The sequence below is a fragment of the Mesorhizobium sp. P2_C4 genome, from assembly GCF_056404575.1.
The window spans coordinates 986,006-1,008,626 of record NZ_JBFUDT010000001.1 but is presented as its reverse complement, the minus strand read 5'-3'; the positions used below and the strand labels follow the sequence as shown (position 1 = coordinate 1,008,626).

The window sequence follows — 22,621 nt, the reverse complement described above, 5'->3', positions numbered from 1 at the left end:
TATGGGTCATTCTCAATAGGACTGGGGCGGCGGTCTTTCGACCACCGCCCGGTCCCAACAGGATACTCGAACTCAGAGCGTCCGGGTCACCATCTCGACGCGGAAGCACTCGATGACGTCGCCGACGCGCATGTCTTCGTAGTTCTGGAAGGCCATGCCGCATTCCTGGCCGCCCGGGACTTCCGAAACTTCGTCCTTGAAGCGCTTCAGGGTCTTCAGCGTGCCTTCGTGGATGACGACGTTGTCGCGGATCAGGCGGACGCCTGCACCGCGCTCGACCTTGCCTTCGGTGACACGGCAGCCGGCGATCTTGCCGACCTTGGTGATGTCGAAGATTTCGAGGATCTCGGCATTGCCGATGAAGGTCTCGCGACGCTCCGGCGACAGCAGGCCGGAAAGAGCAGCCTTCACGTCATCGACGAGATTGTAGATGATCGAGTAGTAGCGGATCTCGATGCCAGCAGCGGCAGCAGCCGCACGCGCCTGGACATTGGCACGGACGTTGAAGCCGATGATCGCGGCACCCGAGGTTTCCGCCAGCGACACGTCGCTTTCGGTGATGCCGCCGGCACCGGCATGAACGATGCGGGCGCGCACCTCGTCGGTGCCGAGCTTGTCGAGCGCGGCATTGATCGCCTCGATCGAGCCCTGCACGTCGCCCTTGATGACCAGCGGGAATTCCTTCAGCCCGCTCGTCTGCAACTGCGACATCATCTGTTCGAGCGAGCCGCGCTGGCCGGCATGCTTGGCCACCGCCTTCTCGCGCGCCAGACGCTGGCGATATTCGGTGATCTCGCGAGCACGGGCCTCGTTGTTGACCACGGCGAAACGGTCACCGGCCTGCGGCGTGCCTTGCAGGCCAAGCACCTCGACCGGCATTGCCGGCGGGGCTTCCTTGATCTGTCCGCCACGATCGTTGACCAGCGCGCGCACCCGGCCCCATTCGTTGCCGGCGACGAGGATGTCACCCGGCATAAGGGTACCAGTCTGCACCAGCACGGTGGCAACCGGGCCGCGGCCCTTGTCGAGCTGGGCCTCGATGACGACGCCCTCGGCGGTGCGGTCCGGATTGGCCTTCAGGTCGAGGATTTCAGCCTGCAGCAGGATCGCTTCGAGCAGCTTGTCGATGTTGGTGCCCTTGGTCGCCGACACTTCGACGTCCAGCACTTCACCGCCCATCGATTCGACGAAGACCTCGTGACGCAGCAATTCCGAGCGGACCTTCTGCGGGTCGGCGTCGTGCTTGTCGATCTTGTTGATGGCCACGATGATCGGAACGCCGGCCGCCTTGGCATGGCTGATCGATTCGATCGTCTGCGGCATGACGCTGTCGTCGGCCGCCACCACCAGGATGGCGATGTCGGTGGCCTGGGCGCCGCGGGCACGCATTGCCGTGAAGGCGGCGTGGCCGGGCGTGTCGATGAAGGTGATCTTGTGACCATTCTTCTCGACTTGGTAGGCGCCGATATGCTGGGTGATGCCGCCGGCTTCGCCGGAGACTACGTTGGCATTGCGGATGGCATCGAGCAGCGAGGTCTTGCCGTGATCGACATGGCCCATGATCGTCACCACCGGCGGACGCGACTCGAGATCCTCCGCGTTGTCGGCGATGTTGAACAGGCCTTCCTCGATGTCGGACTCGGCAACGCGGCGGACCGTGTGGCCGAATTCGGTGGCAACCAGTTCGGCCGTATCGGCGTCGATGACGTCGCCCGGCTTCAGGATCTGGCCCTGCTTCATGAAGAACTTGACCACATCGACCGCGCGCTCGGACATGCGCTGCGCCAGTTCCTGGATGGTGATGGTTTCGGGCAGGATCACTTCGCGCATAACCTTCTCGCGCGGCTCATTGTGCAGCGCGCGCTTGAACTTCTCTTGACGGCGGCGCATCGACGACAGCGAGCGGGCGCGCGCGTCCTCGTCGGAAAGCGCTGTGTTGAGCGTCAGCTTGCCGCGACGGCGGTCTTCCTCGCCCTTGGTCGGCTTAGCCGGGCGCGCCACTTCGGGCGTGACCGGACGGCGCACCGGGGCACCGGCGCTGGTGCGCTTCGGCTTGGCCTCTTCTTCATCGTCGACGGTCGCCAGTTCGGCGGCCAGCGGCGCGCGACGGCGTGCCTCTTCCTCGGCGCGGCGGCGTGACTCGGCCTCGGTCTGCAACCGGGCTTCTTCCTCGGCCTGGCGACGCGCGGATTCCTCGCGCTCGCGCTTGCGGCGCTCTTCATCTTCGTTGCGGCGCTTGGCCTCGTCGATGGCGCGCTGGCGATCCTCGACATCGCGAACCTTGGAGCCTTCGAGCGCCTTGCGGCGGGCTTCCATCTCATTGCGCGACAGTTCGTTGAGCACCATGCCGCCGCGTCCGGCCGGCGGCGGAGGCGGTGGCGCCTTGGGCGCTTCCTGCACAACGGGCGCTGCCGCTACCGGCGGCTTCGGCGTGAACACTGACGCAGGGGCTGCGACCGGCTCCGGCTTGTCGCCAGGCATCGAGAACTTGCGCTTCTTGGTCTCGACCAGGACCGACTTGGTGCGGCCATGCGAGAAATTCTGGCGCACAATGCCCTGCTCCGTACCGGGGCGCTTCAGCGTCAAGGTCTTCTTGGGTGTAACACTCAACGTCTTGTCGTCGCCCGATTTCGTATCGCTCATTCCATATCCTCTGCGGCATCATCTTCGTCAGCAACGGCCGCAAGCATTGCCAGATCGTCCGGGGTACCGCCCCGATATCGGTCGAGCGCAACCATGCGCTTCTGGACCGCCTTGCCCGCGTCTCCCGCGAGAACGGCAGCATGTATCACATTTGTACCCCCCAATGCCAAGCTCAACTCGGCCTCGGAGAAAAGTTTGTAAGCAAGGATGGCAGGCCCGCCGAGATGGACGGTCGCCCGTCTCGCCTGGCTGATCTTGCGCACGCCATCGTCCGACGCTTCAGCGGCATGGAGCACGAAAAGCGCCAGCCCACCGCGCACCGCGCTCTCGACCTTGGTGGCGCCAAGGGAAATTGCGCCTGCCTTGCGGGCGAGGCCGAGCATGCCCAGAGCGGCTCTGGAAAGCAGTCCGTCGACCATGCCGCCGAGATCGGGCGGTACGGTCACTTGCGCCTTGAAGGCGCGGGCAAACAGGTTCTTCGCCGCCGCCTTGTCCATATGTAGGCGGTCGGCGGTCACCCAACAACCACGGCCGGGCAGGTTTCTCTTGATATCCGGAACGACGGCCGAATCCGGGCCGACGACGAAACGGATCAGATCATCCGGTTCGGCCTGCTTGCGGGTGACGATGCAGGTGCGATCGTTCATCTCGTCCTGGGGCGGGTTCGGTGCGATGCGGTTTCACCTCACGCACCAACGGCTTCGTCAGCCGGGACTTCTTCGGCTGCAAGCTCGTCTTCGGTGATCCAGCCGGCCTTGAGGCGGGCAGCCAGAACCATCTGCTCGGCGTCAGTGCGCGACACACCGTGATTGGCGAGCACGCCGGGGAATACCTTGGTCTCGCCGTCCTTGCGTTCCTTCCAGCCGGTCAGGTCGTCGGCGGCATAGCCGGCGAAATCCTCGATCGTCTTCACGCCGTCCTCGCCGAGCGTCACCATCATGGCGGTGGTGACACCGGGGATCTCGCGCAATTCGTCCGTCACGCCCAGCGCCTTGCGCTTGTCGTCGTGCTCGGCCTCGATCTTCTCCAGATATTCGCGGGCGCGGGTCTGGATTTCCGAAGCGGTGTCTTCGTCAAAGCCGTCGATGGATGCGATTTCGCCGGCGTCGACATAGGCGACTTCCTCGACGCTGGTGAAGCCTTCGGAGGCCAGCACCTGGCCGACCATCTCGTCGACATCGAGGGCTTCCATGAACAGCGACGAGCGTTCGACGAATTCCTTCTGGCGGCGCTCGGATTCTTCAGCCTCGGTCAGGATGTCGATGTCCCAGCCGGTCAGCTGCGAGGCGAGGCGGACGTTCTGGCCGCGACGGCCGATCGCCAGCGACAGCTGGTCGTCCGGAACCACGACTTCAATGCGCTCGGCATCCTCGTCGAGCACCACCTTGGCGACTTCGGCCGGCTGCAGCGCATTGACGATGAAGGAAGCGGCCGAGGGCGACCACGGAATGATGTCGATCTTCTCGCCCTGTAGCTCGCCGACGACCGCCTGGACGCGGCTGCCGCGCATGCCGACGCAGGCGCCGACCGGGTCGATGGAGCTATCACGCGAGATGACGGCGATCTTGGCGCGCGAGCCCGGATCGCGGGCAACCGACTTGATCTCGATGATGCCGTCGTAGATTTCCGGCACTTCCATGGTGAACAGCTTGGCCATGAACTGCGGATGGGTGCGCGACAGGAAGATCTGCGGGCCGCGCTGTTCGCGGCGCACGTCGTAGACATAGGCGCGGACGCGATCGCCATATTTGTAGTTTTCGCGCGGAATCAGCTCGTCGCGACGGATGATCGCCTCGCCACGGCCGAGATCGACGATGACGTTGCCGTATTCGACGCGCTTGACGGTGCCGTTGACGATCTCGCCGATGCGATCCTTGTATTCGTCATACTGGCGGTCACGCTCGGCCTCGCGCACCTTCTGCACGATGACCTGCTTGGCCGACTGGGCGGCGATACGGCCGAAATCCATCGGCGGCAGCTGTTCGGCAATGAAATCGCCGAGCTGGGCGTCGGGATTGCGCTCGCGGGCCGAAGAAATGGCGATCTGGGTCGCGTAATCGTCGACCTTCTCGACCACTTCCATCAGCCGCTGTAGCTTCATCTCGCCGGTGTTCGGGTTAATGTCAGCGCGGATGTTGGTTTCCTGGCCGTAGCGCGAGCGCGCCGCCTTCTGGATCGCATCGGCCATGGCGGCGATGACGATCGACTTGTCGATCGACTTTTCACGCGCGACCGCGTCGGCGATCTGCAGCAGTTCAAGTCTGTTGGCGCTTACAACCATCTTTTTTCTCCCGAGCTTGGTTGCCGAGCGTTTGGGCCCGGCTGCTCAATCATAGTTCCTGTTCGATTTCGTCTTCGGCGCCGTTTTCTGCACCCTCTGGCGCGTCGTCCGGTTCGCCGCGGCGTTTCTTGGCTTCCTTGCGCGCCCGGTTGTCCTTCGACAGCGCGTCACGGATGAGGTCGTCGGTGAGGATCAGCCGGGTCTCGGCGATCGCGTCATAAGGAATGCGCACCGTCGGCTCCTCGCCATAGGCGGCCTTGTCGCGCGCGATCACCACATCGTCTTCGCCGGCCTCAGTGATCTTGCCCTTGAAGCGTTTGCGGTCGGCGACGAGGATCGACGTCTCCAGCTTCACCAGATGACCGGTCCAGGTGACGAAATCCGACTTGCGCACCAGCGGCCGGTCAATACCCGGCGACGACACTTCGAGATGATAGGCCTTCTCGATCGGATCATCGACATCGAGCGCCGGCGACACCGCCCGGCTGACCTCTTCGCAATCCTCGACGGTCATGGTGCCGTCCTCGCGTTCGGCCATGATCTGCAAAGTGAGCCCGTTCTGGCCCGACAGATGCACCTTGACGAGACGGAAGCCGATGCCGCGCAGCACCGGCTGTACGATCAGCGCGATGCGCGCATCGATACCGCTTTCGCGGATGATGCGGTCGTCGCCTTCGCTAGCCGTTGCAGTCATTAGATCCCTGTCGTTTGATTGGTGGCTGACCGGCAGGTAATAAAAAAGAGCGGGACCGGGTGGACCCACTCTTCGTCATACCGACCAAGAATTTGAGGTTGATATAAACGAAGGTGGCCCGCCTTTCAAGTGCCGTGGCCGGCAGCGCCCGGGCGGAATTCCCAGGACGGTTGCAGCAGGCGCATGGCAAGCATGCGTCCGCACCCCTAACCGGCTGTCTTTCCAGCACCTATGTGCGTTGCGCCGCACGACTTCCTCAATGCAGCAGCAAGGACGAAAGACATGAGCACCTATAAGCCGCTTGGCGCCATTGGCGAACTGGTTCGCCTGTTTGGCAGCGCCATAACCGCATCCGCCGCTGTCGAGCGCGGTCGCCGCCCCGAGAATCAGGACCTGGTGGCGCTGGGCATCGACCCCAGCGAATTCCGCCGCATTCGGCGCTTCTAAAGCCTGTTCCATCCCGAGAAAATCGGGATGGGGTTCTCTCTTTGTTTAGGCATGATCTTTTCCGAAAAGCGGATTCCACTTTTCGGGATCATGCCTATCAGTCCTCGCTGGCGCCAAGCTGAGCCAGCACTTTGCCTCGGCCACGGGCGCGCAGATAGAGCGGCAGCAGCACGGCGGTCGCCGCAAGCAGCAACAGGACCAGTGCAATCGGCGATCCGACGAGGATAGACACATCGCCCTGGCTGATGGCCAGGGCGCGCCGCAATTGCTGCTCGGCCATCGGCCCCAGGATCAGCCCCACCACGACCGGCGCAATCGGATAGCCGAAGCGACGCAGGCCGTAGCCGAGCAGGCCGAACGCCAAAAGCATGCCCAGTTCAAAGGAAACGGGCAAGGTGAACAGCCCCAGCACATTGACCTGCGACACCGCTGCATTGGCGCCGATGGTTCCGAGCGTCGCAAACAGCAGGATGCCGGCGTAGAGCCAAGGCGTCGGTATGGTCAAAAGCTTGATCCAAACGCCGATCAACGGCAGGTTGAGCACCAGCAGCATAAGATTGGCGACGAGCAGGCTGGCGATCAAACCCCAGACAAGCTGCGGGTTCGTGGCGAAAAGCAGCGGACCGGGCTGCAATCCGAACTGCTGGAAACCGGCGAGCATGATCGCAGCCGTGGCCGTGGTCGGCAGGCCGAGCGTCAGCAACGGCACCAGCGTGCCGGCGGCCGAAGCGTTGTTGGCTGCTTCCGGGCCGGCAACGCCCTCGATCGCGCCGTGGCCGAACTCTTCCGGCTTTTCCGCCAGCTGCCTTTCCACCGAATAGGACAGGAACGTGCCGATCTCGGCGCCGCCGGCCGGCATCGCGCCGATCGGAAAGCCTATTGCCGTGCCGCGCAGCCACGGCTTCCAGGAGCGGCGCCAGTCCTCGCGGGTCATCCAGACCGAACCCTTGACCGCCTGGATGGTTGAACTGCTGCTCTTGCTGGCAGCAACGCTCAGCGCCTCGCCGATAGCAAACAGCGCCACCGCAAGCGTCGTCACCTCGATACCGTCGAGCAAATCGGGAATGCCGAAGGCAAGACGCGCCTGCCCGGTCTGCAGGTCAATGCCGATCAAGCCGAGCGCCAGCCCGACAAACAGCGCGGTCAGACCGCGCAGCGTCGAGTCGCCGAAGGCAGCCGAAACGGTCATGAAGGCGAGGATCATCAGCGCGAAATATTCGGCCGGACCGAAGGACAGCGCCATCTTGACGATGGTCGGCGCGATGAAGGCGAGGCCGATGGTGGCGATCAGGCCGGCGACGAAAGAGCCGATGGCCGCCGTTGCCAGAGCCGGCCCGCCGCGCCCGGCGCGCGCCATCTTGTTGCCTTCCAGCGCGGTGACGATCGAGGCACTTTCGCCTGGCGTGTTGAGCAGGATCGACGTCGTCGAGCCGCCATACATGCCGCCATAATAGATACCGGCAAACATGATCAGCGACCCCGCCGGGTCCAGTTTGTAGGTGACCGGCAACAGCAGCGCCACGGTGAGCGCCGGGCCGATGCCAGGAAGCACGCCGACAGCCGTGCCAAGCGTGACGCCGATGAGCGCATAGAGCATGTTCATCGGCTGGAGCGCCGTCAACAACCCGTTAGCCAGCAGACCGAACGTATCCATCTAGGGCCGAACTCCCATGAAAATCGCTCAGAACAGTCGTTCGAGCGGACCGGCCGGCAACGAAAGCTGCAGCCCCTTGGCGAAGATGATCCAGATGATGAACGACAGGACGATGCCGATGGGGACCGTCTGCCACAACGGGCCGCGGCCGAATGCGCGCGCGGTCGCGGCAAAGAGCAGCCCCGTGGCGATCCCGAAGCCCGCCACCTTCAGCAGCAGCATCTGAGCCACGAGGCCGCCGACGATCCACAGGATCGGGCTGATTTCCTGATGCTCGCGTTCGGGAAAATCGCCGCGAACGGCCTCGAAAGCCGTCCAGATGGACAGGCCGAAAAACACCGCGGCAATGAAATAGGGAAAGGTCGTCGGGCCAACACGGGCATAATTGGCGCCGGCGCCATGGCTGGCGGTGCTCCACGCAATCACCACAGCCACCACGGCCAGGATGGCGGCGATGACAAGCGCCGCCCGGTCCGGGCGGCGCTTCGCTTCGTTTTGGCCGGTCTGGCTCATTTCACCAGACCGATATCTTTCAGGATCACCGCAGTGGCTTCGGTGTCCTTCTTGAGCTGGGCGGCGAAATCGTCGCCGGCGAGATAGGTGTTGGCCCAGCCCTTGTCGGCGAGGATCTTCTTCCACGACGCCGACTGCACCATTTTGTCGACGTCAGCCAGCACGGCGGCTTTCTGGTCGGCGGAGAGGCCGGGAGCGGCAGCAACCATGCGCCAGTTCTGGATGGAAACATCCACGCCGCTCTCCTTCAGGGTCGGCGCATCGATGGTTTCGACCTTGGCATCGCTGGAGATGCCGATGATGCGCAACTGGCCGGCCTTGATCTGCGAGTCGAATTCGCCGTAGCCGGAAATGCCGACGGTCACCTGACCGCCAAGAATGGCGGCAAGTGCTTCACCGCCACCGGAGAAGGCGATGTAATTGATCTTGGTGGGATCGACGCCAACGGCTTTGGCAATAAGCCCGGCAGCAATATGGTCGGTGCCACCGGCTGAGCCGCCACCCCAGGAAACAGCGCCCGGATCGGCCTTGAGCTTGGCAACCAACCCAGCCATATCCTTGATGTCGGAAGCGGTTGGAACGACGATCGCTTCATACTCGCCGGTCAGGCGGGCGATCGGGGTGATCTGATCGAGCGTCACCGGCGAAGCGTTGGTGAGGATCGCGCCGACCATGACGTAGCCGCCGACGATGAGCTGGCTCGGATCGCCATTGGCCTGATTGACGAATTGCGCGAGGCCGATAGTGCCGCCGGCGCCTGGAACATTGTTGACCTGGACGCTGCTCGAGATCTTCTCGTCCTGGAGCGCGGTCTGCATCGAACGCGCCGTCTGGTCCCAGCCGCCGCCAGGGGCTGCGGGAGCCATGATTTTGTAGTCGGCCGCTGCGGCCGGCAGGGCGAGAGCGCCCGCGATGATGGATGCCAACACGAATTGCTTCATTGCCGTTCCTCCCTTGCGACCCGCTTGCGCGGGGCAAATGCTTGTTCAGTTTCGAAGCCCGCGTCAGGCTGCGTCTCGAAATAAACGGGGAAGGAACCGGCCGACTCAGGGTTCGGCCAATGTAGCTAAGCGTTTCCAAACCGCTCGCGCGGCGGCGGTGCCGCCGTCGGGTGGTCTTTGCGGAAACGTGTTCGAAGTCCTCCCGAACTTTCCGAGCCTCGCCGCCTCCACGGATGGGCCAAAACCTACCTAGCGCAGCAACCTGACATCAGACTGACGCCGATGCAACAGGATAGGAATATCGTACGATCAGGGACTGCGCAGCGCCGCATTCCAGCGTTCGATGAGGCGCATGCGCTTGACCTGGTCGAGATAGACCATCAGGCCCGGGCTGACCGGGACCGGGCGCAACTGTCCTCCGAGAACCTCCTGCATCCTGTTTGCCGTGTTCTCGCCCGAAACTTCCGGATTGACGGCGGCGATCTGCAGTTTGCGCGCCATCACCGTCTGTCCCTCGGCGGACATGAAATATTCGAGATAGCGGCGACCCAGGTCCGGCGAGCGGGAGGCGGTGGGCACCAGTCCGATGCGTGACATCACCACCGTGTAATCCTTGGGCAGCACGATGCCGACGTCGGGATCCCTGGCGGCCCAATCGGCGGCATAGGAGCCCAGGATGTTGTAGCCAAGTACGAAGCGGCCATCGGCAATGCGCTCGAGGATGGCGGAGCTGGTCGAGTAAAGCTTTACGCCAGACGCTCCCATGGCACGGATAACCGACCAGATGTCCGAGTACTGCTCCTGGTCGCGTGCCATGAACATGAAACCAACGCCGGATCGCTCGATGTCGTAGGTGGCGATGCGGCCATAGACCTTGTCGCCCTGAGTCTTGAGAAAATCGACGAACTGGCCGCGCGTGGCGGGCGGCGCAACGTCCTTGAAGCTCGGCTTGTGGTAGACGAACACCGCAGGCTCGAAGGTCAATGCGTAGGCCGTGTTGCGCCAGTTTGCCCAGCGCGGCCAGAGATCGGAAAGCGGCAGGCGGCTTTCCTGCGCGTAGCCGTCATTGGCGAGCTTGACCTGCAGGTCCATGGCCGAGGAAAAAGCGATGTCGGCGGTACCCTTGCCGGCGTCGGTTTCGGCAACGACGCGATCATAAATGTCGGTCGTCAACAGATCCTCGTAGCGCACGGCGACGTCGGGATTGGCTTTCTGGAAGCCGTCGATCATCGGCTTTGCCAAAGGCGCGTCCAGCGATGAATAGACGACCAGCGTGCGGGCATTTGAAGCCCCATCAAGTGCGGGAAAGAGGGTGACGTCCGCCCATGCGGGCGCCGAAAGACAAACCAGAACGGAGAGGATGGCCAGGCGCATGGTCGCGAGACCATGCCTCAACAATGGGTGCCGCACAACGGCGACACGCCACCGACGCCAAGTGACACGGCTCTGGACCTTTGCCTGTCGAATGGGCATCGTCGGAAGAGGGAGAACCCAGTGCGCATTCTGGTGGTAGAGGACAGTCAGACGTTGGCCGCCGGTCTCGCAGCGGTGCTGAAAGGCAGCGGCTATGCCGTCGACGTGGTCGGCGACGGCGCGTCGGCCGTGGCCGTCCTTGCCACCGAGCGGTTCGACCTCGTCATTCTCGACCTCAACCTGCCGCAGATGGATGGTCTGGAGGTGCTGCGCACCATGCGCGGCCGCCAGCACGACGCGGCAGTGCTGATCCTGTCGGCGCGCCACTCGCTGGACGAAAGGGTCAAGGGGCTCGACCTTGGCGCCGACGACTATATGGTCAAACCCTTCGATGTCGGCGAACTGGAAGCGCGGGTTCGCACACTGCTGCGCCGCCGCGCCGGCCTCAAGACTGCAACCGTTGCCTTTGGCGAGGTGGTTCTCGATCTCACCACGCGCAGCTTCTCTTCGCAGGGCGCAACAATCGACATTCCCGCGCGCGAACTGGCATTTCTCGAAACGCTGTTCATGCGCGCCGGGAAGGTGGTGGCCAAGCAGGCGATCATCGAATCGCTTGCCGGTTTCGACGAGGATCTGAGCGCCAACGCCATCGAGCAATATGCCAGCCGGTTGCGCAAGCGGCTGGCGCCTTACGGCCTGACGATCAGGACCGCACGCGGCATAGGCTACTACCTCGAAAAGATCCAAAGCGGCTGATGGTGCCGGCAAAGCCATATTCGCTGCGCAGGCGGTTGCTGGTCTGGCTGCTGGTGCCGCTGGTGATCATCGGTCTGATTGCGCTCGCCGACACCTATCGCGAGGCCGTGAATACGGCAAACGCCGTCTCGGACCGCGTGCTTGCCGGCTCGGCGCTGGCCATTGCCGAACGCATCGTCGTCGCCGAGAACGGCGCGCTGGAGGTCGACGTTCCCTACGTGGCGCTCGAAATGCTGACGTCGGCAGCACAGGACCGCGTGTTTTACCGCGTCGACGGCCCTGGCGGCTTCATAACCGGCTATCAGAATTTGCCGGTGATCGAAGGGCTTGCGCGCGAAGAAAGCGGCTATGCCGATGCCAGCTTTCGCGGCGAGCCCATCCGGCTGACATCGCTGTCGCGCGCCGCTTCGACCGGAGCTAGTTCGGTGCCTTTTGTCGTCACCATCGCCGAAACGACGATTGCCCGCACGCAACTGGCGCGGACTATCCTGTTGCGCTCGGCATTGCGCCTGGCCATCCTGATCGGCAGCGCGGCGGCGATCATGTGGCTCGCCGTCACCTTTTCGCTGCGGCCGCTCTATCGGCTGCGTGATGCCATTGCCGAGCGCAACCCAGAGGATTTGCACCCGATCGAACAATCGGTGCCGAAGGAGGTGCGCGGCCTGGTCGACACCGTCAATTCGTTCATGGGAAGACTTGGTTCGGCGCTTGGCGCGATGCGGCATTTCACCGGCAATGCCAGCCACCAGCTGCGCACGCCGCTGGCCATCATCCGCACGCAGCTGGCGCTTTCGGCGCGCGCGCAGTCGCTTGAAGAAGCCCGCCATGCCGCCACGGTCGGCGACGAGGCGGTCGCCCATGCCGAGCGCGTCATCGCCCAGCTGCTGCTGCTTGCCAAGGTCGACGAAGCGATGTCGGATCGGCTCAAGAGCCTTGGCGCGATCAATCTGACCGAGCTTGCGCAGACGCTGACCGCCGACTTTGTCGCCCAGGCCCACAGCGCCGGCATCGACCTCGGTTTCGAGGGCGAACAGGCGCAGTTTGTCCGCGGCGAGCCGATGCTGTTGAGCGAAATGATCCGCAATCTGATCGAAAACGTGCTCGCCTATGCCGGCAGCGGGACGGAGGCGACCGTCAAGGTTTTCGCCGACAGCGACGATGTCGTGCTGGAAGTCGAAGACAGCGGACCAGGGATCGCGGCGGACGAACTGGCAGGCGTGCGCCAGCGCTTCGTGCGCGGTCGTGCCGGCGGCAAGCCGGGAGCCGGGCTCGGCCTGCCGATCGTCGAGGAGATCGCGGCACTGTTTGGCGGACGGCTCGATCTGTCGGCGGGCAAGGACGAGCGCGGCCTGCGCGTCCGCGCCGCCTTTTCAAATGCGAACCAGGATCAGCTTCGCACGAAGGTGAGATAGGCCGGCCGCCGGCCCTCGCGAATGGCCTTCGCCTCGTAGCGCGTGCCCGGCCAACCATCGTAGGGCCGGTGCCAGTCGGTCGCTTCCCGCGCTTGCCACGCGAACGCGCCATGCGCCCGGCAGTGCCGCAGCGTCCAGTTCACATAGGTGTCGATATCGGAAGCGAAGCGGAATTTTGCGCCAGGCTTCAGAACGCGTGCAAAACGGTCGAGATTGAGCGGGCTGACGAAGCGCCGCTTCCAGTGCTTTTTCTTCGGCCACGGGTCGGGATAAAGCAGGTCGATGCCATCCAGCGAAGCCTCCGGCAACCAGTCGAGCAGGCGCGTGGCGTCGTCATCATAGACCTGAAGATTGGCAAGCGGCTTTTCCCGCACCGCCATCATCATCTTGGCCATGCCGTTGACGAACGGCTCGACGCCGACAAAACCGGTGGCAGGCGCCGCCGTCGCCCGGTGCAGCAAATGCTCGCCGCCGCCAAAGCCGATTTCCAGCTGAACCGCCGAAACATCCGCCGCGAACAGGTCACGCAGATCGGCAGGCGGTTTGGCCGTCAGGTCGAGCCTGTAGGTGCTGAAACCGCTTTCGAGTGCGGCTGCCTGCTGCGGGCGGATGGTCTTGCCGCGCCGGCGACCGAAAAAAGCTTCGGTCGCACGGCTTGGCCTGTCCTTGGGATCCATGGGCTGACGCGGGGTGGCCGCCGATCAGGCGGCAACCGCGTCCTTGAGCGCCTTGGCGAGATCGGTCTTTTCCCAGGAGAAAGAACCGTCGCGACCAGCCTTGCGGCCGAAATGGCCGTAGGACGAGGTCTTGGCGTAGATCGGCTTGTTGAGGTCGAGGTGACGGCGGATACCGGACGGCGACAAATCCATCACCGTGCGCAGCGCTTCCTCGAGCTTTGCCTCGTCAACCTTGCCGGTGCCGTGCAGGTCGACATAGACCGACAGCGGCTGGGCGACGCCGATGGCATAGGACAGCTGGATGGTGCAGCGGTCAGCGAGCTTGGCTGCCACCACATTCTTGGCGAGGTAGCGTGCCGCGTAGGCGGCGGAGCGATCGACCTTGGTGGTGTCCTTGCCGGAGAAGGCGCCGCCGCCATGCGGTGCGGCACCACCATAGGTGTCGACGATGATCTTGCGGCCGGTCAGGCCGGCGTCGCCATCAGGACCGCCGATGACGAACTTACCGGTCGGGTTGATGTACCACATGCAGTTGTCGGCGATCTTCAGATCGCCAAGCGCCTCGCGGATATAGGGCTCGACGACCTTGCGGACCTTCTTCGAATCCCAGCTTGCATCGAGATGCTGGGTCGACAGCACGATCTGCGTCGCCTCGGCGGCCTTGCCGTCGATGTAGCGGACAGTGACCTGGCTTTTGGCGTCCGGTCCGAGCTTGCCGGCCTCGCCGTTGTTTTCGTGACGGGCGGCGGCCAGCAATTCGAGGATCTTGTGGCTGTAGTAGATCGGCGCCGGCATCAGGTCCGGCGTCTCGCGGCAGGCATAACCGAACATGATGCCCTGGTCGCCGGCACCTTCTTCGCCCTGGCGGTCGGCGGCGTTGTCGACGCCCTGGCCGATGTCCGGCGACTGGCCGTGCAGCAGAACCTCGATCTTTGCCGTCTTCCAGTGGAAGCCTGCCTGCTCGTAGCCAATTTCGCGGATCGCCTTGCGGGCAACCGACTTGAACTTGGCCGGATTGATGATCGAATGTCCGGCCGCGTCCTTGAGGATATTGCCGGCCTTGTCCTTCTTCAGGAGAGTCTCGGGAACACGCACTTCGCCGGCAATGACGACGCGGTTGGTGGTTGCCAGCGTTTCGCAGGCGACACGAACCTTCCATGGGTCCATGCCGGTCTTCTTGGCTTCGCGATAGACCAGATCGACGATCTCGTCGGAGATACGGTCACAAACCTTGTCGGGATGGCCCTCGGCAACGGATTCCGAGGTGAAGAAGTAATTCTGCCGCGTCACGGGTGTCCCCTCTTGAAAAACGGATCGGCAGGGCTGCCGACTTTGGCGCGCCACGTGTTAGCGGTGCTGGGCGTCGCTCGTCAAGCGGTGCCGCAGTTCTGGCATGAATGTCGCAGCAGATAATCTTGTACCACCGGCGGCATGGCGCCGCCGGCAGTCAAGCCTCCTGGATCAGTCGGCACCTTCGGTGGAAAGAGACTTCACCAGATCTATGATCCGCCGGCGCACCTTCACATCAACGATCTTGACGAAGGCGCGGTTGAGCTGAAGCCCTTCAGGACTGCCGCAGAATTCGACGGCGAAAGCCATGGAGGCATCTTCGGCGAACCCGCGATTGCCCACGGGCTCCTGACCCGGGGCATCCTCGAAGAAGAAGGCAACGGGCACGCTGAGTATGGACGCTATTGCCTGCAGGCGGCTGGCGCCGACGCGATTCGTGCCTTTTTCATACTTCTGTATCTGTTGAAACGTGATGCCGAGATTCTCACCCAGCTTTTCCTGGCTCATCCCAAGCATATTGCGCCGAAGCCGAATGCGACTTCCGACGTGGATGTCGATCGGATTCGGTTTTTTCTTGTTTTCTTCTGTCATTTTTTCCTCGCCGAATTTTTCCGGCTTTTTCTATTTTTCTTGCCCAAACGAAGCCGGAGCCAACTGCCCCAACAGAACCTCCAACCGACTTCGAGAAATTTTAGGCGCGTACAGTATGAGTTTCTAATGTGTCGACTGTCAATTCACCCGTAGCCGTTGCCTTACGTTCAATGCGAGGGCGATCATGGCAAACAGCAACATGATCAGCATTCCGTTAATGCGCCTCTGGCCGGCGGAGACGAGAGCCTGTCCGGAGACCGGCACCCGTACGTCGATGGCGCCTCGCGCATCGACGGCCAAAGCGTCGACGATGCGTCCGTGAGCGTCGACAACAGCGGAAATGCCGTTGTTGGCGGCGCGCAACAGGGGCAATCCATTCTCGACCGCACGAATCTGAGCCTGCCTGAAGTGCTGGTACGGACCCGGCGTGTCGCCGAACCATGCGTCATTCGTGACGTTCACAATAAGCTCAGCTGACGCAGCGTCAACTGAAACCAGATCAGGAAAGATCACCTCGTAACAGATAAAGGGCAGCGCGCGGATGCCGCCTGGCAGCGCGATCGGGTGTCGTTCATTGCCGGCGGCGAAATTCATCGGCCCGGCAACGAGCTGATCGACGCCGAAACGGCCAAGCAGGTCGGCGAAAGGCAGATATTCGCCAAACGGCACCAGATGAACCTTGTCGACGGCATCGGTGATCTCACCCTTGTCGTCGATCGCCACCACGGCATTGTAATAGCGGCTGTCGGCATTCGCCGCCGAGCCGCCTTCCTCGCGCACGACGCCGGCGATCAGCACCTGCCCGGTCCCAAGCATCTCGCCCAGTGCCGTCAGCGCATCCGGGCGCTCGGTAAACAGAAACGGCACCGACGTCTCCGGCCACAGGATCAGCTGCGGCCTGCCATGGCCAGGCTCCGGCGCCTTGGCCGACAACCCCATCAGAGTGGCGAAGATACGGTCGCGCACCGAGGCGTCCCACTTCTCGCTGAGGTCGACGTCGGGCTGCACGATGCGGACACCGATGGTGCGGGTTGCAGGTTCGACCGCAGCGGTAAGCCTGACATAGCCGAAGCCGACATGGGCGCCGACAAGAACGACCAGCAGTGCGGCACCCAGGCGCAGATGCCTTTGCGCCGCAAGCAGCGCCGGCAGCGCGAAAACAAACACCGCCAGCGCGTTCATGCCGATCATGCCGGTGAGCGAGACGCTCTGCATCAGCAAGGGCACCGGCATCGCCGCATAGCCGACGGCATTCCAGGGAAAGCCGGTGAACAGGAAGCCGCGCAGCCATTCCGCCAGGGCAAAACCGAAGGCGAGCGCGGCGATGCGGCCGATGTCATTGCTCCACAGCAGCCGGGCGACGACCGTGGCGAAACCATAGAAAAAGGCGAGCGCGAAGGGGATGCCGATAACGGCGAACGGCAAGGCCCAGGCGAAACTGTCTGCCTCGACCAGAAGTGCCGAGCCGATCCACCACAGGCCGGCGAGAAAATAACCGAAACCGAACCACCAGCCGATGGCAAAGGCCGGCCGCAGGCGCCGCAGCCAGCCGTCCGAGGCTTCACCGGTGGCGCCATCGAGAAGCCAGACCAGCAGCGGGAACGAAACGAAACAGACAGCGAAAAAATCGTAGGGCGCCTGGGCCAGAACCGCCAACGCCCCAGCGAGAAACGCCACCAGCGCGCGCCGCCAGCCCCAAAGCAGAATTATCCGGCCGGCAAGGCGCTGCATCAAAGCTTCCGACTCGTGCGAATCACGGCAGAAGATTTAGCAGGCCGCAGTCCCCGCTCCAAACCGCTTAAACGTGATCTAGCGGTGCCAGCCTTCGATGCTGAGGCCGCTCAGCCGTTCCGCCTCCTCGCGTGGGACGGCGTGCAGAGTCTGTGTGAAAGTCCAGACATGGCCTTCGGCGTCGCGCGCCCGATACAGCCGCTCACCGTAGAACTGATCGGCGGGCTCCTGAAAGATGTCGGCGCCGGCCGCCCGCGCCCGCTCGCAATGGGCGTTCAGGCCGTCCTTTAGCCTGATATAGACCGATTGCGTGTTCCTGCCGCCGAGCGAAGCCGGACTGGCGATATGGTCAGCCCATTCGGAATCGACAATGATATAGCCATCACCGAAGCGCATTTCGGCATGGACAAGTTTTCCGTCGGCATCACTGACGACCATGCTTGGTTCGAAGCCGAAAGCGGCTTCGAGCCATCGTAATGCGGCGCGCGGGTCCTTGTAGAATATGCCGGAGCCGAGCGTCGCGTGCCTGAACGGATCGTCGACCGCCATCGGTCGGCGCTTCCTTACGCCTGCTCGGTGCGGGCGGCGCGCCGGCGGCGCTCGCCTTTCTGGCTCTGCACGATGCGCACCCGCTTGACGCGGCGCGGGTCGGCGTCGAGCACGTGGAACTCGAAGCCGGGTACGGCCTGCACCACTTCGCCACGCGCCGGCACGCGGCCCAGCGTGTTGAAGATCATGCCGCCGATGGTGTCGACATATTCGCCATGTTCGCCGGCGGTGAAATCCTCACCGATCATCTTGGCGACCTCGTCGATCTCGGCCTTGCCGTCGACGACGAACACGCCCTCGCCGGTCTGGGTGATCAGCGGCTCGTCGTCGTCATGCTCGTCTTCGATGTCGCCGACCACCATTTCGACGATGTCTTCGAGCGAGGCGAGACCATCGGTGCCGCCATATTCGTCGATGACCAGAGCCATCTGGGTGCGCGTCGTCTGCATCCGCCCCATCAGATCGGAGGCGAGCATCGACGGCGGCACGAACAGCACCGGACGGATCAGGCTCAAATCGCCGATGGTGCGCGCGAGATCGACCTGGGCGAGGTCGAGCAGCGTGGCAGCAGGGGTTTTCCTCGATGTCCTGCCCTTCTTGACGCGGGCGACCTTGGTGATGTGCGCCAGCACGTCGCGGATGTGGACCATGCCGCGCGGGTCATCGAGCGTCTCGGAATAGACCGGCATGCGGGAATGGCCGGACTGTTCGAACAGGCCGAGAAGATCGCCCAATGTCGTGGTGATCTCGACCGCCTCGATGTCGGCGCGCGGCACCATGACGTCCTCGACGCGCACTTCGCGCAGACGCAGGATGTTGTTGAGCATGGCGCGTTCGCCGGGCGAAAAGGCGCCGGCGTCGCTTGTCGTTTCAGCCAGCGCGCCAGCGATTTCCTCGCGCAGGCTGGTGCCGTTGCGTTGCCGGAACAGGCCGAGCACGCGGTCGAACAGGGAAGGACCGGCAGGCGATGGCTCGCTGGCAATGCTACCAGAAGCGGGGCTGCCGGTGATGGTACTGGGACTCGAGCCCTCTTCCGTCGTATCGGAAGGCTTGGTCGCACTGCCGGCGTCGGGGCGGGCGGCAGTTTCTGGTTTGTCGTTCATCGTCGTCCGGTCATTTGGTCTTTTGTAGTTACGCGTAGGGATCGGGAATGGCAAGCCTTGCCAGCGCTGCGCGCTCGATGGCTTCCATTGCCTCGGCCTCGGCGTCGGTCTCGTGATCGTGGCCCAGCAAATGCAGCAGGCCGTGGATGACTAGATGGGTGATATGGTTCTCCACCGGCTTGTCTTCCAGTGCCGCTTCGCGCGCGACGGTCTCGGCGGCCAGCACGATATCGCCCAGCATCGGCGGCAGCGGACCGCCCGTGGTGACCGGAAAAGCCGGGAAAGACAGGACGTTGGTGGGTTTGTCCTTGCCGCGCCAATCGGCATTGAGGGTGCGGATATGGGCATCGTCGGAAAAGACGATGCTGAGTTCGGAGCTTCCAGCCATGCCGGTTTCGGCGAAAGCAGCCGCGACGGCGCGATCGACCAGCCGCGTTAGCGCCGCCTCGTCGGGCCAGTCGCCGGCTTCGACCGAAATATCGATCTCGACGGGAACCAGAAGGTCCCCGCCGCCAGGTTCTTTGTCTTCAGGCATGAGCCCGCATCGTCACATCAATTCTCGGCGCCCAGACCACGCGCCAGCTTGGCGTCGCGGTCATAGGCCCTGACGATTTCGGCCACCAGCGGGTGGCGGACCACGTCGCCGTCGTTGAAGCGCACGGTCACCGCGCCGGCCACGCCATCGAGAACCCGCAGCGCTTCGACCAGGCCCGATTTGGTGTTGGAGGGCAGGTCGATCTGCGTCGGATCGCCGGTGACGATCATGCGCGAGTTTTCGCCGAGACGGGTGAGGAACATCTTCATCTGCATCGGCGTGGTGTTCTGCGCCTCATCGAGGATGACGGCGGCATGCGCCAGGGTGCGGCCGCGCATGAAGGCCAGCGGCGCGATTTCGATCACCTCGGCGGCAATGGCGCGCTCGACCTTGTCGGCGGGCATCATGTCGTAGAGCGCGTCATAGAGTGGCCGCAGGTACGGATCGACCTTTTCCTTCATGTCGCCGGGCAGGAAGCCCAGCCGCTCGCCGGCCTCGACCGCCGGCCGCGACAGGATGATGCGTTCGACCATGCCGCGTTCGAGCAGCATCGCCGCATGCGCAACCGCCAGATAGGTCTTGCCCGTGCCGGCCGGGCCGATGCCGAAGACAAGCTCGGACCGTTCCAGCGCGCGCATATAGGCGTCCTGGTTGAGCGAACGGGCATAGATCGTTTTCTTGCGGGTGGCGATCTGGGCGGCGGAGACCTTGCCCTTGCGCTCCAGCGTCGGCAGCGTCAGCTGGTCGTCGGCGGCAATCGCCATGCGCACGGCGCCATCGACGTCCGACTGGCCGATATCGACGCCTTTCTGGAGAATTCCGTAGAGATTGTCGAGCGCGCGGCGCGCCTGCTCGGCTGCCGAAGCGGAACCCTTGATGGTCAGCTGATTGCCGCGCGAGCGGATATCGATGCCGAGCTTTTGTTCGAGTCGGGCCAGATTCTCGTCGAACTGGCCGTAAAGGGCGCTGGCAAGCTTGTTGTTGTCGAAAGTCAGAACGATGTGCGCCATATCCGAGGCCCCAGACGTCAAACTCTGAGGCAGATTCTTCACTTCAGCAGCGCTCAACCGTCTCTCCTCATCTGCCGAGGCCGTCAGGCCAATTCGGCGAACAGGCTATTGTAGCCCGTCTTCGTGATTCGCACTTGAATAATGTCACCGATTTCGCCGGCCTTTTCATCAACAATAACCGGCTGCAGCCATGGCGAGCGGCCAACCTTCTGACCGGCCTGGCGACCGGGCTTCTCGATCAGCGTATCGATAGTGCTGCCGACCAGGCTCAAGCCGAAATCCTGCTGTTGTTTCACCAGCAGCGCCTGCAGCCGCTGCAGGCGCTCGTCCTTGGTGGCTTCCGGCACATGATCGGTCATTTCGGCGCCCGGCGTGCCGGGACGCGGCGAGTATTTGAACGAAAAGGCCGAGGCATAATTTACCTCGCGTACCAGCTGCATCGTCGCCTCGAAATCGGCTTCCGTCTCGCCGGGGAAACCGACAATGAAGTCGCCCGAAAGCGCTATGTCGCTGCGCGCGGCGCGGACACGGTCGAGCAGCGTCAGGTAATCCTTGGCCGTGTGCCGGCGGTTCATCGCCTTGAGAATGCGGTCGGAGCCCGATTGCACCGGCAGATGCAGATAAGGCATCAGCGCCGGCAGATCGCGGTGGGCAGCGATCAATTCGTCGTCCATGTCGCGCGGGTGGCTGGTGGTGTAGCGCAGCCGGGCAAGGCCAGGAATCTCCGCCAGCCGGAACAGCAGGCGGCCAAGGCCCCATTCCGCGCCGCTTTCGCCCTGGCCATGCCAGGCGTTGACGTTCTGGCCGAGCAGCGTCACCTCGCGCACGCCGGCTTCCGCCAGGCGCTCAGCCTCCGCAACGATCTGCGCTACCGGCCGCGACACTTCCGAGCCTCTGGTGTAGGGCACGACGCAGAAGGTGCAGAACTTGTCGCAGCCTTCCTGCACGGTGAGGAACGCGGTGACGCCGCGCTTGATCACTTCAGCGCGCCTGGGCTGCGGCAAATGCTCGAACTTGTCCTCGACGGCGTAATCGGTCTCGATGACCTTCTCGCCACCGCGCACCCTTGCCAGCACGCCGGGCAGCCGGTGATAGGTCTGCGGGCCGATGACCAGATCGACGGCCGGCGAACGCCGCAGGATCTCCGCGCCTTCCGCCTGGGCGACGCAGCCGGCGACGCCTATCAGCATCTCGCGCCCGGCCTGGGCGCGCTCGGCCTTCATCTCGCGAATGCGGCCGAGCTCGGAATAGACCTTTTCGGCCGCCTTCTCCCTGATATGGCAGGTGTTGAGCAGCACCAGATCGGCCTCGCCGATGATTTCGGTCGCGGTATAGCCGTCGGCGGCCAGCGCATCGGTCATCCGCTGCGAATCGTAGACGTTCATCTGGCAGCCATAGGTCTTGACGAAGACCTTCCTGGTCGCCGCAGCCGGCGCGACCGCGCTTTCGGCCGCTGTGGCGATGTCGTCCCGTTCTATCGTGTTCAAATCCATCCGGCGGCTTCTAACGCCTTTTGGTGACAAAAAACAGACGCTTTTGCCTCGGAGCCCTTATGGCTTACCGGCTTGGCTGCGGCGCGGCGAGTGCCGCCTGCATCATTGCGCGCACCTGGCTTTCCATCAGCCTCGACGTTTCCTTGCGGTTCGAGCCCTTGGAGAAGGCGACCGGCTCGCCGAAATGCACCTCGACATCGAGAGCGCCCTCGGCCAGCAACACCTTGAGATGCGGCATCAGGTCCTCGTCGCCAATCCAGGCGGCGATCGGCCTGTGCCGGCGGCCGAGCGGCACGCCATGCAGGCGCGTATAGACGATCGCCACCGGCTGAATGAACACCTGTTCGACCGCGCCTTCCGCGAGCGCCATCGAGGCGGCGCCGAACAGCGTGCTCTTGAACGGCAGAAGCAAATTGCCATCGCCAGTCGATCCCTCGGCAAACAGCACCATGGCGTCGCCCTTGGCCATGCGGTTGGCAATCTCGCTCGCCTGATCGCCCGACGAACGCTTGCGCTCGCGCTCGATGAAGACGGTGCGCTGCAGCTTCGACAGCATGCCGATCAAGGGCCAGCCTTCCATATCGGCCCTGGCGATGAATTTTACATCGACCATCGAGCCCAGCACCATGATGTCGGTCCAGGAGATGTGGTTGGACGCCACCAGCAGCGGACGCTGGTCGGACAGCGTGCCCTTGACATGGATGCGTATGCCGAGCGCCCTGACGATGATCCCGTGCCAGATCTTGAGGATGAACGTCTCGGGCCACCAGCCGGTCTTCATCGACAGGATCTGCAGCGGCGCAAGGACAAGCGTGGCCACGGCAACGAGGCCCAGCGCCAGGAAAATCCGGATTTTCTTGATCATTCGCCCTGGCCCTATGCGCGTTC

General features: G+C 63.5%; 21 protein-coding genes. 3 read left to right on the top strand and 18 right to left on the bottom strand.

Translation table 11 applies throughout. The features are described from left to right. Window positions 1-72 precede the first annotated feature (72 nt). Genes infB through rimP form a run of 4 tightly spaced genes read right to left on the bottom strand, consistent with a single transcriptional unit; the run spans window position 73 to window position 5,618 of the window. Complete coding sequence (gene infB, locus AC1DX6_RS04815) at window positions 73-2,643, bottom strand: translation initiation factor IF-2 (protein WP_477311578.1); 2,571 nt, start codon at window positions 2,641-2,643, stop codon at window positions 73-75. Then, a complete protein-coding gene (locus tag AC1DX6_RS04810; RefSeq protein ID WP_477311577.1) occupies window positions 2,640-3,290 on the bottom strand; it encodes an RNA-binding protein in 651 nt (216 codons plus the stop codon). The genes infB and AC1DX6_RS04810 overlap by 4 nt, the downstream gene beginning before the upstream one ends. 38 nt (window positions 3,291-3,328) lie before the next feature. Beyond that, the gene (nusA, locus tag AC1DX6_RS04805) at window positions 3,329-4,924 is read right to left on the bottom strand and encodes a transcription termination factor NusA (protein WP_477311576.1); all 1,596 of its coding nucleotides are present in this window, start codon (window positions 4,922-4,924) and stop codon (window positions 3,329-3,331) included. Between the two features lie 49 nt (window positions 4,925-4,973). Then, window positions 4,974-5,618 (bottom strand): ribosome maturation factor RimP, encoded by a 645-nt coding sequence (gene rimP, locus AC1DX6_RS04800; protein ID WP_477311575.1) that lies wholly within the window; start codon window positions 5,616-5,618, stop codon window positions 4,974-4,976. Between the two features lie 282 nt (window positions 5,619-5,900). Between rimP and AC1DX6_RS04795 the strand changes: the two genes are divergently transcribed. Continuing rightward, a complete protein-coding gene (locus tag AC1DX6_RS04795) occupies window positions 5,901-6,065 on the top strand; it encodes a hypothetical protein (protein ID WP_477311574.1) in 165 nt (54 codons plus the stop codon). Between the two features lie 97 nt (window positions 6,066-6,162). Here AC1DX6_RS04795 and AC1DX6_RS04790 read toward each other — a convergent pair whose 3' ends face one another. The 4 genes from AC1DX6_RS04790 to AC1DX6_RS04775 form a co-directional block, all read right to left on the bottom strand. Further along, window positions 6,163-7,719 carry a tripartite tricarboxylate transporter permease gene (locus AC1DX6_RS04790; RefSeq protein WP_477311573.1) on the bottom strand — a complete coding sequence of 519 codons (1,557 nt, stop codon included), beginning with the start codon at window positions 7,717-7,719 and terminating at the stop codon, window positions 6,163-6,165. Between the two features lie 27 nt (window positions 7,720-7,746). Continuing rightward, a complete protein-coding gene (locus tag AC1DX6_RS04785) occupies window positions 7,747-8,232 on the bottom strand; it encodes a tripartite tricarboxylate transporter TctB family protein (RefSeq protein WP_477311572.1) in 486 nt (161 codons plus the stop codon). After that, window positions 8,229-9,173 (bottom strand): Bug family tripartite tricarboxylate transporter substrate binding protein, encoded by a 945-nt coding sequence (locus AC1DX6_RS04780; protein WP_477311571.1) that lies wholly within the window; start codon window positions 9,171-9,173, stop codon window positions 8,229-8,231. The genes AC1DX6_RS04785 and AC1DX6_RS04780 overlap by 4 nt, the downstream gene beginning before the upstream one ends. A gap of 309 nt (window positions 9,174-9,482) precedes the next feature. Beyond that, complete coding sequence (locus tag AC1DX6_RS04775; RefSeq protein WP_477311570.1) at window positions 9,483-10,547, bottom strand: ABC transporter substrate-binding protein; 1,065 nt, start codon at window positions 10,545-10,547, stop codon at window positions 9,483-9,485. A gap of 120 nt (window positions 10,548-10,667) precedes the next feature. Between AC1DX6_RS04775 and AC1DX6_RS04770 the strand changes: the two genes are divergently transcribed. Both AC1DX6_RS04770 and AC1DX6_RS04765 read left to right on the top strand, forming a co-directional pair. Then, window positions 10,668-11,342: a response regulator transcription factor gene (locus AC1DX6_RS04770; RefSeq protein ID WP_477311569.1), complete on the top strand. Its 675-nt coding sequence runs from the start codon at window positions 10,668-10,670 to the stop codon at window positions 11,340-11,342. Continuing rightward, a complete protein-coding gene (locus tag AC1DX6_RS04765; protein ID WP_477311568.1) occupies window positions 11,342-12,754 on the top strand; it encodes a sensor histidine kinase N-terminal domain-containing protein in 1,413 nt (470 codons plus the stop codon). Before AC1DX6_RS04770 ends, AC1DX6_RS04765 begins: the two co-directional genes overlap by 1 nt. Here the strand turns inward: AC1DX6_RS04765 and trmB are convergent. The 10 genes from trmB to olsA all read right to left on the bottom strand — a co-directional run bounded on the left by trmB (window position 12,730) and on the right by olsA (window position 22,598). Next, window positions 12,730-13,431: a tRNA (guanine(46)-N(7))-methyltransferase TrmB gene (gene trmB, locus AC1DX6_RS04760; protein WP_477311567.1), complete on the bottom strand. Its 702-nt coding sequence runs from the start codon at window positions 13,429-13,431 to the stop codon at window positions 12,730-12,732. The genes AC1DX6_RS04765 and trmB overlap by 25 nt on opposite strands. A 24-nt stretch (window positions 13,432-13,455) precedes the next feature. Continuing rightward, the gene (gene metK, locus AC1DX6_RS04755; RefSeq protein WP_477311566.1) at window positions 13,456-14,721 is read right to left on the bottom strand and encodes a methionine adenosyltransferase; all 1,266 of its coding nucleotides are present in this window, start codon (window positions 14,719-14,721) and stop codon (window positions 13,456-13,458) included. 171 nt (window positions 14,722-14,892) lie between these two features. Continuing rightward, a complete protein-coding gene (locus AC1DX6_RS04750; protein ID WP_477241592.1) occupies window positions 14,893-15,312 on the bottom strand; it encodes a helix-turn-helix domain-containing protein in 420 nt (139 codons plus the stop codon). A gap of 138 nt (window positions 15,313-15,450) precedes the next feature. After that, on the bottom strand, window positions 15,451-17,043 hold the full coding sequence (gene lnt, locus AC1DX6_RS04745) for an apolipoprotein N-acyltransferase (protein WP_477311565.1): 1,593 nt from the start codon (window positions 17,041-17,043) through the stop codon (window positions 15,451-15,453). 78 nt (window positions 17,044-17,121) lie between these two features. Continuing rightward, window positions 17,122-17,592, bottom strand: coding sequence for a VOC family protein (locus tag AC1DX6_RS04740; RefSeq protein WP_477311564.1), 471 nt, complete (start codon window positions 17,590-17,592; stop codon window positions 17,122-17,124). Between the two features lie 14 nt (window positions 17,593-17,606). Beyond that, window positions 17,607-18,695 (bottom strand): hemolysin family protein, encoded by a 1,089-nt coding sequence (locus AC1DX6_RS04735; protein ID WP_477311563.1) that lies wholly within the window; start codon window positions 18,693-18,695, stop codon window positions 17,607-17,609. Between the two features lie 28 nt (window positions 18,696-18,723). Continuing rightward, window positions 18,724-19,230 carry an rRNA maturation RNase YbeY gene (gene ybeY, locus AC1DX6_RS04730; RefSeq protein WP_477311562.1) on the bottom strand — a complete coding sequence of 169 codons (507 nt, stop codon included), beginning with the start codon at window positions 19,228-19,230 and terminating at the stop codon, window positions 18,724-18,726. A gap of 17 nt (window positions 19,231-19,247) precedes the next feature. Continuing rightward, a complete protein-coding gene (locus tag AC1DX6_RS04725) occupies window positions 19,248-20,240 on the bottom strand; it encodes a PhoH family protein (RefSeq protein WP_477311561.1) in 993 nt (330 codons plus the stop codon). Window positions 20,241-20,323: 83 nt separating this feature from the next. Beyond that, window positions 20,324-21,733: a tRNA (N6-isopentenyl adenosine(37)-C2)-methylthiotransferase MiaB gene (gene miaB, locus AC1DX6_RS04720; RefSeq protein WP_477311560.1), complete on the bottom strand. Its 1,410-nt coding sequence runs from the start codon at window positions 21,731-21,733 to the stop codon at window positions 20,324-20,326. Between the two features lie 64 nt (window positions 21,734-21,797). Then, on the bottom strand, window positions 21,798-22,598 hold the full coding sequence (gene olsA, locus AC1DX6_RS04715) for a lyso-ornithine lipid O-acyltransferase (protein WP_477311559.1): 801 nt from the start codon (window positions 22,596-22,598) through the stop codon (window positions 21,798-21,800). Between the last annotated feature and the right edge of the window lie 23 nt (window positions 22,599-22,621).